Origin of the sequence: Streptomyces sp. NBC_00691 (genome assembly GCF_036226665.1) — a bacterium.
GTDB lineage: Bacteria > Actinomycetota > Actinomycetes > Streptomycetales > Streptomycetaceae > Streptomyces.
Genome location: NZ_CP109007.1, coordinates 703249 through 714815, shown reverse-complemented (window position 1 = coordinate 714815; position 11567 = coordinate 703249). Strand labels below are relative to the sequence as shown.

Here is an 11567-nt window from a genome sequence, read left to right as displayed (position 1 = left end):
GCGCCCCGTCAGGGGGTGCTGCCCGCCGGCCGGGAACCCTCCTCGGGCGCCGCCTTCGCCGAGAGCGGTGTCGCGATGTCCTCCAGCGACCGCCCCTCCGCCGCTACCGCGAAGAACAGGGCGACCAGACCCGCCAGGACCATGAGCGTGGCGCCGACGCAGAAGGCGATGACGGCGTCGCCGACGACCCCGCTCTCCGTCAGTTCGGCGAAGAGCAGCGGACCGGAGATACCGCCGGCCGCGGTTCCGATGGCGTAGAAGAACGCGATCGCCATCGCCCGGGTCTCCATGGGGAAGATCTCGCTGACGGTCAGATACGCGGAACTCGCCCCCGCGGAGGCGAAGAAGAGGACCACGCACCAGCAGGCGGTCATGGTCGTCGCGTCGAGGCTGCCGCGGTCGAAGAGCCAGGCCGTCCCGAAGAGCAGCAGTCCGGACAGGATGTACGTTCCCGCGATCATGGTGCGCCGGCCGACGGTGTCGAAGAGCCGGCCGAGCAGCAGCGGACCGAGGAAGTTGCCGAAGGCGATGACGGCGAAGTAGTACCCGGTGTCGCCGGTCGGCACGTCGAAGAACTTCACCAGGATCGAGCCGAAGCCGAAGGTGATGGCGTTGTAGAGGAACGCCTGCCCGATGAACAGGGAGAAGCCGAGGACCGCCCGCTTCGGATACGAACGGAAGAGCGTACGGGCGATCTCGACGAAGCCGATGGAGCGGCGCTGCTCGATGGTGATCGACCGGTCCGGCTCCGGCAGCCGCGAGTGCTTCTCCTCCTCCACCCGGTGCTCCACCTCGGTCACGAGTTCCTCCGCCCCCTCCGACCGGCCGTGGATGAGCATCCACCGGGGGCTCTCCGGCACGTGCCGCCGTACGAGCAGGATCACGAGCCCGAGCACCACACCGAGCCCGAAGGTCAGCCGCCAGCCCACGTTGATCGCGAAGATGTCGGTGTCGAGCGCCACCACGGACAGCAGCGCGCCGCCCACGGCGCCCAGCCAGTAGCTGCCGTTGATGATGAGGTCGACCCTGCCCCGGTACCTGCTCGGGATGAGTTCGTCGATGGCGGAGTTGATGGCCGCGTACTCGCCGCCGATGCCGAATCCGGTGAGGAAGCGGAAGAGGAAGAACCACCACACGGAGAACGACAGCGCGGTCATCGCCGTCGCCGCCAGATAGACGGCGAGCGTGATCAGGAACAGCTTCTTCCGTCCGTAGCGGTCGGTGAGCCACCCGAAGAACAGGGCACCCGCGCAGGCGCCCGCCACGTACAGCGCCGCGGCCGTGCCGGTGACCTGCGCGTCGGTGATGGGCAGTCCGCTGCCGTCCTCCGAGAGCCGGCCCGCCATGCTGCCCACGATGGTCACTTCGAGGCCGTCGAGGATCCACACGGTGCCCAGCCCGATCACGATCATCCAGTGCCATCGTGACCACGGCAGGCGGTCGAGCCGCGCGGGGATCTTCGTGGTGACGGTGCCGATCACCACATCGTCATGGGCACTCATGGCACGGCTCCTTACCGCTGGGCGTCGGGGCGACCGTGCCAGGCTGTCCCACCCGGAGCCGCTCCCCGTGCGCGGACACGACCACCGGACCACGAACCCGCCACCTGGCCGAAGGCCGCCCGGGCCCGCGGGCTCGCCGGCCGCCCGCTTAGACTTCGCAGGCGAGGAGGTCCCCCATGGTGGACCGCCTTCCCGTTCGGCAGGAGCATGAGAGGGACACCACGATGGCGGGCCGCGACCCTTCCGTACTGGACGACCCCGTGGGCGAGTCCCTCGGGGGCCACCACGCCCCTCTCGCCCGGCGCGTCGGCAGGGCCGTCACCTATCTGCCGGACGTCTCGACCTTCGCCGCCGTGTCCGCCGACCCGGACCCGGTGCGGTGGGACGACCTCACCGCACTCCTCGGCCGGGGCGCGTTCGCCGACATGTTCAGCTGCCCCGTCCTCCCGCCGTCGGACTGGGAGCCCGTCTTCGTCCTGGAAGGCCGTCAGATGATCCGGCCGGGCGACGCCGCGTCCGGGCGGCCGGGCGACGGGACGGAGGACGGCATCGTCGAACTGGGCGCGGACAGCGTGCCCGAGATGCTGGAACTGGTCGAACGCACCCGGCCCGGGCCGTTCTGGTCCCGTACCCCCGAGCTCGGCACCTACCTCGGCATCCGTGAGAAGGGCACGCTGGTCGCGATGGCGGGCGAGCGGCTCCGGCCGCCGGGGTGGACCGAGATCAGCGCGGTCTGCACCGCGCCCGAGGCCCGTGGGCAGGGCCACGCCGCCCGCCTGGTCGGCGCGCTCGCGGCCCGCATCGAGGCGCGGGGCGAGGGGGTCTTCCTCCACGTGGCCGAGGCGAACGCCGGTGCGCGCGCCCTCTACGAGAAGCTCGGCTTCGTGACCCGCCGGCACGTGACCTTCCGGGGCTTCCGTACGCCGTAGCCTGTCGCGTCCGCCTCCGCGTCCGCCTCCGCGCCCCGGCCCCGGCTCCGGGGCTACGACCCGGGCGCGGTCCGGGAGCGCGTGAGCGCCGGGACCAGCTGCGCCTCCTCGTAGGCGAAGTGTTCCTCCAGCCGCGTCGCCAGCCGGTCCACCTCGGTGCGCAGGGTCGCCGGTGCGGCCCCCGAGGTGAGGAGCGCCTCCAGCTCCTCCACCGTCCGGGTCACCGCCCTGTGCTCCTCGCGCATCCGGTCCAGGGAGCCGGACAGCTCCGGGAACTCGCGCTCCAGGAGGTCGAAGGCGCTGTCCTCGTTGTGGTGGTGGGCGTGCAGCGCGCCGCAGAAGGTCAGACAGTGGCGGGCGAGCTGCCGGCCCGGCGTCGGGGTGTCCCGTACCGCCGCGCCTGCCGGGTCCGCCGCCTCCGCCGCGGAGCCCAGCCCCTCGCGTAACGCCGCCAGCTCGGAACGGAGTTCGGCGTGGACCTTGACCAGGTGGTCGGCGATCGCTCGGTGCCGCGCCGGGTCCCCGAGGTCCACCCGGTGCAGGGCGACGACCGGGATGACCCGGTCCGTGGCCGCCTGGTAGGCGGCGAACCCCGAGTCGCGCTCCGCCTGTTCGGCGTACAGGCGGTCCCGCTCCTCGCCCTCCGTAACCACCGCCGTCGCCCCGAAGCGCTCGACGGTCCCCTCCGGGGTGCCCAGCTCGACGGTCACGTACGGGTCGGCGCTGAGGTTGTGGAACCAGGCCGGGTGCTTCGGTCCGCCGGCGTTCGACGCGAAGACGAGCAGCCGTGCCCCGTCGCGCACGTACACGGCGGGGTTGGTGTGCGCCCGTCCGCTGCGGGCGCCCGTCGTGGTGAGCAGGAGCAGGGCCGCGCCCTCGAACATCCCGCCCACCCGGCCGCCGTTGGCGCGGAACTCCTCGATGACCTGTCGGTTGAGATCGGGCATGGCTCTGCCTTCCGGTAGCATCGATCCCGAAGAATCTATTTGCTTTGAAAGCAAAGCTAAAAGGGAGGGTGCACGGTGTCAACCGCACACGAGGGGGACGAGGCCGCCGCCGGGCCGGAACTCGACGAGGCCGTGCGCACGTTGTTGCTGCTCATGCCTCGGATGGTCTCGCGGGCGAAGCGGATCAGGATTCCCGAAGAGCTGCAGACGCTCACGCTCGCGCCCCGCCATCTCTCCCTGCTCGCCTATCTCCTCTTCGACGGGTCGCTGAGCGTCAACGAGCTCGCCGCCCGCCTGGAGATCGCCCCGACGACGGTGAGCCTCATGGTGGGGGACCTGGCGAAGAAGGGCGTACTGGAACGGGTCGAGGACCCCGCCGACCGCAGGCGCAAGATCGTCTCCATCGCGCCGGCGCACGCCGCCGCCATCGACGGCTGGCTCGGCCGCAGCGCGGATGCCTGGCGCTCCGCCCTGGCCCCGCTCGACGCGGCTCAGCGGCGGATGTTCCTCGAGACCCTCACCGCGTACGAGCGAGGCCTCAGCGACCCCTTGGATTGACCGAACCGGGCGAAAGCCCCCTTTGTGGCAGGATGCGGATCATGAGTTCGAGCACGGCGTCATTGACACGGCAGTGGACCACCTGGGGGCCGGTGGTGGCGGCGCTTGCGCTTGTCGCGGCCTGGGGGCGCGACCTGCCGGGCTTCGCCGTCGGATTCATCGCGCTCTGCCTCATCGCCGCCGTCCTCGCCGCGGTCCACCATGCCGAGGTCATCGCCCACCGGGTGGGTGAACCGTACGGGTCGCTCGTCCTCGCCGTGGCCGTCACCGTCATCGAGGTCGGACTCATCGTCTCGCTGATGGTGGGAGGCGGTGAGAAGACCTCGACCTACGCGCGCGACACCGTCTTCGCCGCCGTCATGATCACCTGCAACGGCATCGTCGGTCTCTCCCTCCTCGTGGGCGCCCTGCGCAACCGGATCGCCGTCTTCAACGCCGAGGGCTCAGGCGGCGCGCTCGCCACCGTCTGCACCCTGGCCACGATGACGCTGGTCCTGCCGACCTTCACCACCAGCCATCAGGGCCCCGAGTTCTCCGGCGTCCAGCTCGCCTTCGCCGCGGTCGCCTCCCTCTGCCTGTACGGCGTGTTCGTCGGCGTCCAGACCGTCCGGCACCGGGACTACTTCCTCCCCGTGCCGCGGCCCGGCCAGGAGTCGGAGGACGAGCACGCGGACCCGCCGACCCGGCGCGACGCCTGGACCAGCCTCGGACTCCTCGTCGTCGCCCTCGTCGCGGTCGTCGGCAACGCCAAGCTGATCTCCCCGACCATCGAGGACGCCGTCCAGTCGGCGGGTCTGCCCAAGGCGGTCGTCGGCGTCGTCATCGCCCTGATGGTGCTGCTTCCCGAGACCCTCGCCGCCGTCCGCGCGGCCCGCAGAGACCGCGTCCAGACCAGCCTCAACCTCGCGTACGGCTCCGCGATCGCCAGCATCGGCCTGACGATTCCGGCGATCGCGCTCGCCTCGATCTGGCTGTCCGGGCCCCTGGTCCTGGGCCTGGGACCGCTCCACATGGTCCTGCTGGTCCTCACCGGTGTGGTGAGCGCCCTGACCGTGGTGCCCGGACGGGCCACCCTCCTCCAGGGCGGCGTCCATCTCGCGATCTTCGCCGCCTTCGTCTTCCTGTCGTTCAGCCCGTGACGCTCCCCGCGCCGGGCCGAGCGGCTCCGGTCAGCCCCTGACGACCACCACCCGCAGCGCCGGCGAGCGCAGGATGTCCTTCTCGCAGAACCGGGAGGTCACCCAGCGCTCGCCCGCGTACAACCGCGTCTGGTCGCTGTGGTGCGGCGACAGCGGGTTCGAGGACTGGGAGTACGAGAGCAGGGTGCGGGCGACCGGGCACCGGCCGCCGTCCCAGCCCACCGCCTGCACATGACTGGTCCCGTGCGCCACCTCCGTGTAGCCGCCGCCCGCCGGGTTCCACACGGACTCCGTCTTGTTCCAGACGCCCAGCGACTCGGTGCCGCCGCTCACCGGGATCCGCTCCCCGTTCCGTACGACGAACTGGTGCGCGCCGAGCGGCGCGTCCAGCGGGATCCCCGCCGCCCGCAGCTCCGCCACCGCGTCCGCCAGGGCCTTGGCGAAGCCAGGGACCGCCGTGTTCAGGGTGTTCGGGGTACGGACCGGGTCCGTCGCCGAGAACGGCACCGTCCACTGCTGTGTTGACGGCACCGACGCCGTGAACTTCCGCCAGAAGCGGTCGAAGAGCAGCGCGCCCCTGCTGTCCGTGTTCACCGTCCGGTCCCAGGCGCCGATCACCCGGCAGGCCTCGGGATCGTCCGGCAGCGCCGTCCCGCAGGCCCGCGCCGCCTCGCCCGCGGCGAGGTCACCGGCCGGAGCGCGGTTGGCGAACTGCTGCCGCTGGAGGTCGGCCACCGTCAGATCGCCGCGCGCCGCCATCGCCGCCACGTCCTCGACACCGCCCCGGGTACGCAGCGAGCGCTGGGTGGCGATCGTGCCGAAGATCCGCTCGTAGCCGGTCAACGGCCGCTCGGCGTTGGTCAGCCAGGCACTGTCGTTGGAGTTCTCCACGTACGGGGTGTCCCGCAGCACCGGCATCCGCGCCGGGCCGAAGACGCCCGGCTGCACGGCGTCCGGGTCGGAGCCGAGCGCGCAGTCCGACCGTGAGCCGTCGAGCACCGCCACGCCCGACGCGGGGTAGGTGGCCCGGCCCAGCGGGGTGGAACAGCGCCCGGCGAGCTCGTCGGTGATCCGCGGGAGCACCTGCGACTGGCTGAAGAAGGAGTGGCCCGCGGAGTCCGCCGCGACCGTGTTGACCCAGGGCAGCCCCTGGGTGCGCCGCAGGGTCTCGGCGACGTCCCGGGTGGAGCGCGCCTTGCCGAAGCCGAGCGCGGTGTCGGAGCCGCGCAGATTGCTCGCGTTGGGGTCGTTGAGCGCGTACGCCGTGCTCGCCGTCCACGGCAGCGGGAGCTGGGCGCCGAGACCCGCGACGACGGGGCCGTACCGGGTCCACCACTGCGTACGGGTGACCGGGGCGCCGCCCTCGACCGGCACGGTCACCTGACGCGGGGTCATCCGCTCCGGGCGGCCGTCCACCAGGTACGAGGTCGGGTCGCCCGGGGCGAGCGTCAGCTGGTGCAGGTTGAGCGGGACGCCGGTGGCGACGGTGTGGCTCCAGGCCACCTTGTCGTTGAAGCCGACGTTCACGACGGTCGTACCGAGGAGCGAGGCACCCGAGACGTCGAGCTCGCCGGGGATGGTCTGCTGCGACTGCCAGAAGCGGCGGCCGCCCTGCCAGGGGTAATGGGGGTTCCCCAGGAGCAGGCCCCGCCCGTTCGCCGTGGCGGCCCCCGAGAAGGCGACGGCGTTGGATCCCATCGTGGCGTTCTCGGCGGCGAAGAGCTCCCGCGCGGCCTCGGCGGCGAGCCCGGGATCGGGAAGCTGCCCGGAGACGCCCGCCCGCGGGGCGGGCTCCTGGCCGGAGCCGGTCCGCGGGCCGGCGGGAACGGCCGGCGGACCGGCGGCGGTGATGCCGTCGACGGCACGGCCCTGGCCGCCCAGGACCGAGACGGCGAAACCGCGCCGGGCCACGTCGAGGGCGGTCACCGGACGCACCCAGTCGGCCTTCGCGCAGGCGGGATCCGTCACCCGGTTCTTCCGCAGCCAGGCGTTGTACCCGGCCGCCCAGCCGCGCATCAGCTCCTTCAGCTCACGGCTCGGCCCGGACGGCGCCGGAGTGCCGACCAGCGTCTCGACCGTTCCCGCGTCCCTCACCCCGCGGAAGTACAGGTCGCTGGAGAGGTTGGTGGCGGCTGACGAGAGCGAGCCGTCCGGGGCGGCGTCAGGACCGAAGTACCGGGAGCGCTCCCCGTTCACCGTCAGGAAGCCGTCCGCGAGCGTGCAGATCTGGTCGGCGGCCTGGGCCCAGCCCGTCCCGAAGCCGAGGTTCGCGTAGTCCTTGGCCACGATGTGCGGGATGCCGTACTCGGTGTACCGGATGACCGCCGACAACCCCCGGTCGGACGGGTGGTGGCCCCGGCCCCCGGAGTCGGCGGCCGCCGCGCCGGGCAGCGTGGCGGTGACGACGGCGAGGGCGGACGCGGTGAGCGCCAGCTGCTTGAGACGGGAACGGAAGTGCAAGATGCCTCCCAACGGACGGACGGGCACAACGGGTTGGACCATGCACGCAGCCGCGCGCCCTCATGTCAACATCCCGTTCGGTATCCGAGGTCCAGGCCCGTCCGGCGCGCTCGCACGGTACTTGACCTTCCGCCCGGCACGCGCGGAGGATCACCGCATGGATCGACTCCTCAGCCGCGCCGTCGACGGTGTCCTGCGCATGAGCGCCCAGCGCGTCCCCGACCGGATCGCCCTCCGCTACGCCGACCGGACCTGGACGTACGCCGAGCTGGACGCGGCCGTCTCCACCGCCGCGGCCGTCCTGCGGGAACCGCACCACGGCATCGGTCTGCCCGAGACCGCCCGGGTCGCGACCTACGGCCACAACTCGGACGCCTACCTCATCGCGTTCCTCGCCTGCTCACGGGCGGGCCTGATCCACGTGCCGGTCAACCACCATCTGACCGGCGAGGACCTCACGTACCTCCTCGAACAGTCCGAGACCTCCCTGGTGCTCGCCGACCCCGCCCTCGCGGAGCGCGTACCGGACGGATTCGCGGTCAAGGCGCTGCGGGACGCGCCCGGTTCCCTTCTCGACGCGCTCGCGGAGCCGGAGACGTACGACAGCGACCGCGACGCCCGGGAGATCGTCCAGCTGCTGTACACCTCGGGCACCACCGCGCTGCCCAAGGGCGCGACGATGACCCACCGGGCCCTCGTCCACGAGTACGCCAGCGCGATCGAGGCGCTCGACCTGCACGAGGACGACCGGCCGGTGCACGCGCTGCCGCTCTACCACTCGGCCCAGACCCATGTCTTCCTGCTGCCCTACCTCGCCGTCGGCGCCGAGAACACGATCGTCGACGGGCCCGATCCGGCCGTCCTCCTCGACCTGATCGAGGCGGGTCGCGCCGACAGCCTCTTCGCCCCTCCGACGGTGTGGATCGGCCTCGCCAACCACCCCGACTTCGCGCGCCGTGACCTGTCGGCCCTGCGCAAGGCCTACTACGGAGCCTCGATCATGCCCGTGCCGGTGCTCGAAGGGCTGCGCGCACGGCTGCCCGGACTGCGCTTCTACAACTGCTTCGGGCAGTCCGAGATCGGCCCCCTCGCCACCGTCCTCGGCCCCGACGAGCACGAGGGGCGGATGGACTCCTGCGGCCGGCCCGTCCGTCACGTCGAGGCGCGGGTCGTGGACGAGGACGGCGAGGACGTGCCCGACGGCACCCCCGGCGAGATCGTCTACCGCTCTCCGCAGCTGTGCGACGGATACTGGCGCAAGCCCGAGGAGACGAAGGCGGCCTTCCGGGACGGCTGGTTCCGCTCGGGCGACCTCGCCGTCCGCGACGCCCAGGGCTACCTCACGATCGTCGACCGGGTGAAGGACGTCATCAACTCCGGTGGTGTGCTGGTCGCCTCACGCCAGGTGGAGGACGCGCTCTACACCCACCCCGGGGTCGCCGAGGTGGCCGTGATCGGCCTCCCCGACGACCGCTGGATCGAGGCGGTCACGGCCGTGGTCGTCCCGCGGGGCGAGGTCACCGAGGCGGAACTCCTCACTCACGCCCGGCAGAGCCTGGCCCGCTTCAAGGCCCCGAAGCGCGTCCACTTCCTGCCGGAACTGCCCCGCAACGCGAGCGGCAAGATCCTCAAGCGGGAGCTGCGCGACCGGTACGCCGACGGTCAGACGGGAGTTTGACGACAGGCCCTAGGACTCCTTCCGCAGGTCCACGATCCGCTTGAGCTTGCCCACCGAGCGCTCCAGGGTCTCCGGGTCGACCACCTCGACCCCCACGGAGACCCCGATCCCGTCCTTGACCGCCGCCGCGATCGACCGGGCCGCCTCCGCGCGCTGCTCGCCCGTCGCCTCCGGGCGGGCCTCGGCCCGGACGGTCAGGGCGTCGAGCCGGTCCTCGCGGGTCAGCCGGAGCTGGAAGTGCGGGGCCACGGCCGGGGTGCGCAGGACGATCTCCTCGATCTGGGTGGGGAAGAGGTTCACCCCCCGCAGGATGATCATGTCGTCGCTGCGTCCCGTCACCTTCTCCATCCGCCGGAACACCCGCGCGGTCCCCGGCAGCAGACGGGTCAGATCACGCGTCCGGTAGCGGACGATCGGCATGGCCTCCTTCGTGAGCGACGTGAAGACGAGCTCCCCCTCCTCCCCGTCCGGCAGCACCTCGCCCGTGAACGGGTCCACGATCTCCGGGTAGAAGTGGTCCTCCCAGATGTGCAGGCCATCCTTCGTCTCCACGCACTCCTGGGCCACGCCGGGGCCGATCACCTCCGACAGGCCGTAGATGTCGACCGCGTCGATCGCGAAGGCCTCCTCGATCTCCTTCCGCATCGCCTCCGTCCACGGCTCGGCGCCGAAGACGCCCACCTTCAGGGAGGTCGAGCGCGGGTCCACGCCCTGCCGCTCGAACTCGTCGAGCAGCGTCAGCATGTACGAGGGCGTCACCATGATGATCTCGGGGCGGAAGTCCTGGATGAGCTGCACCTGCCGGGCCGTCATGCCGCCCGAGGCGGGGATCACCGTGCACCCGAGCCGCTCCGCGCCGTAGTGCGCGCCGAGTCCGCCCGTGAACAGGCCGTATCCGTACGCCACATGCACCTTGTGTCCGGGGCGGGCCCCGGCCGCGCGCAGGGACCGGGCGACCATATCGGCCCACATGTCGAGGTCGTTGTCGGTGTAGCCCACGACGGTCGGCCGGCCCGTGGTGCCGCTGGAGGCGTGGATGCGCCGGATCCGGGACTGGTCGACGGCGAACATGCCGAAGGGGTAGTGGTCGCGCAGGTCCGTCTTGGCGGTGAAGGGGAAGCGGGCCAGGTCCGCGAGCGTCCGGCAGTCGTCCGGGGCCACCCCGGCCGCGTCGAAGGAGTGCCGGTAGAAGTCCACGTTCTCGTACGCGTGGCGCAGACTCGCCCGCAGCCGCTCCAGCTGGAGGGCCGCCAGCTCCTCGCGTCCGAGCCGTTCGCCGCTGTCCAGCAGTTCCGTCATCGCGCCACTCCTCCACGGTCGTAAAACGGACGACCGATCATTCGGTCGACCCGTTCCCGGCCAGTAAAACCGGAGGCACCGGGGGGTTGGCAAGGGGTCGGGGCAAGTTTCCCGGCCCCTGGCCCGATCGGGCAGCACCTCGCCCGTCCAGGGCCGCCCCCTCCCGCACGGCACCCGGCCGGACCCGGCGGGCCCGCCCCGCCCGGTAATCCCGTTGCCGGACACGGGGCCGGGTGCTGGAGTGGCCCGCATGGAACCCCAGCACCTCCGTGACCTGTACGACGCCCAGCTCCGCCGCGACGCCCGCCCCGACGGACCCGGCTGCCGGGTCGAGCGCGTCGGCGGCGTCGTCCGCCAGACGGGACCCGCGCACGCCTGGAACGGCGTCCTCTGGTCCGGTCTCGACGCCGGGGACGCCGACCGCGCCATCGCCGGGCAGATCGACCACTACCGCGCCGAAGGCCTGCCCTTCGAGTGGAAGCTGTACGCCCACGACACCCCCGCCGACCTCGGCGGAAGGCTCCTCGCCGCAGGCTTCACCGCCGAGGACCCCGAGACCCTGATGGCCGCCGAAGCCGCCGCGCTGCCCCACGACGTACCGCTGCCCGCGGGCGTCGAACTCCGCTCCGTCACCGACGAGTCGGGCGTACGCCAGGTGGCCGAGGTCCACGAACGCGCCTTCGGCGCCGACAGCCGCCACCTCGAACGCCAGCTCCTGGACAGGCTCGCGGCCGACCCCGACACCGTCACCGCCGTCCTCGCCCTCGCCGACGGCGAACCCGTGAGCGCGGCCCGCCTCGAACTCTGCCCCGGCACCGACTTCGCCGGCCTCTGGGGCGGCGGCACCGTCGAGGCCTGGCGCGGCCGCGGTCTCTACCGCGCACTCGTCGCCCACCGCGCGCGCATCGCCGCCGAACGCGGCCACCGCTACGTCCAGGTCGACGCGGCGGACACGAGCCGCCCCATTCTCGGCCGCCTCGGATTCCTCACGCTCTCCACCACGACCCCCCACACCTACGGCGGGTAGTCCTCGCAGGCATGGCAGAGGCCCCGCA

9 protein-coding genes are annotated in these 11567 nt (G+C 72.2%); 5 read left to right on the top strand and 4 right to left on the bottom strand.

Going from position 1 to position 11567, the window contains the following annotated elements; all coding sequences use genetic code 11:
• Nucleotides 1-8: 8 nt before the first annotated feature.
• On the bottom strand, nucleotides 9-1502 hold the full coding sequence (locus tag OG392_RS03280; protein ID WP_329275316.1) for an MFS transporter: 1494 nt from the start codon (nucleotides 1500-1502) through the stop codon (nucleotides 9-11).
• Nucleotides 1503-1726: 224 nt separating this feature from the next.
• Between OG392_RS03280 and OG392_RS03275 the strand changes: the two genes are divergently transcribed.
• Entirely contained in the window at nucleotides 1727-2431 is a 705-nt protein-coding gene (locus OG392_RS03275) for a GNAT family N-acetyltransferase (RefSeq protein ID WP_329287039.1), read from the top strand.
• Between the two features lie 53 nt (nucleotides 2432-2484).
• Here the strand turns inward: OG392_RS03275 and OG392_RS03270 are convergent, their stop codons facing one another.
• On the bottom strand, nucleotides 2485-3378 hold the full coding sequence (locus OG392_RS03270; protein WP_329275314.1) for a nitroreductase/quinone reductase family protein: 894 nt from the start codon (nucleotides 3376-3378) through the stop codon (nucleotides 2485-2487).
• A gap of 153 nt (nucleotides 3379-3531) precedes the next feature.
• Here OG392_RS03270 and OG392_RS03265 point away from each other — a divergent pair, with 153 nt between their 5' ends.
• A complete protein-coding gene (locus OG392_RS03265) occupies nucleotides 3532-3936 on the top strand; it encodes a MarR family winged helix-turn-helix transcriptional regulator (protein ID WP_073903872.1) in 405 nt (134 codons plus the stop codon).
• Nucleotides 3937-3977: 41 nt separating this feature from the next.
• Entirely contained in the window at nucleotides 3978-5075 is a 1098-nt protein-coding gene (locus OG392_RS03260) for a calcium:proton antiporter (protein WP_329275313.1), read from the top strand.
• Nucleotides 5076-5105: 30 nt separating this feature from the next.
• On the opposite strand, the gene OG392_RS03255 is transcribed toward OG392_RS03260, so the two are convergent.
• Nucleotides 5106-7535 carry a penicillin acylase family protein gene (locus OG392_RS03255; protein WP_329275312.1) on the bottom strand — a complete coding sequence of 810 codons (2430 nt, stop codon included), beginning with the start codon at nucleotides 7533-7535 and terminating at the stop codon, nucleotides 5106-5108.
• Between the two features lie 157 nt (nucleotides 7536-7692).
• Here OG392_RS03255 and OG392_RS03250 point away from each other — a divergent pair, with 157 nt between their 5' ends.
• Nucleotides 7693-9213 carry a fatty acyl-CoA synthetase gene (locus tag OG392_RS03250; RefSeq protein ID WP_329275310.1) on the top strand — a complete coding sequence of 507 codons (1521 nt, stop codon included), beginning with the start codon at nucleotides 7693-7695 and terminating at the stop codon, nucleotides 9211-9213.
• 9 nt (nucleotides 9214-9222) lie between these two features.
• Here OG392_RS03250 and paaK read toward each other — a convergent pair whose 3' ends face one another.
• On the bottom strand, nucleotides 9223-10512 hold the full coding sequence (gene paaK / locus OG392_RS03245; RefSeq protein WP_329275308.1) for a phenylacetate--CoA ligase PaaK: 1290 nt from the start codon (nucleotides 10510-10512) through the stop codon (nucleotides 9223-9225).
• A 250-nt stretch (nucleotides 10513-10762) separates the two neighbouring features.
• Between paaK and OG392_RS03240 the strand changes: the two genes are divergently transcribed.
• Nucleotides 10763-11539 (top strand): GNAT family N-acetyltransferase, encoded by a 777-nt coding sequence (locus OG392_RS03240; RefSeq protein WP_329275307.1) that lies wholly within the window; start codon nucleotides 10763-10765, stop codon nucleotides 11537-11539.
• The last annotated feature ends 28 nt before the right edge of the window (nucleotides 11540-11567 follow it).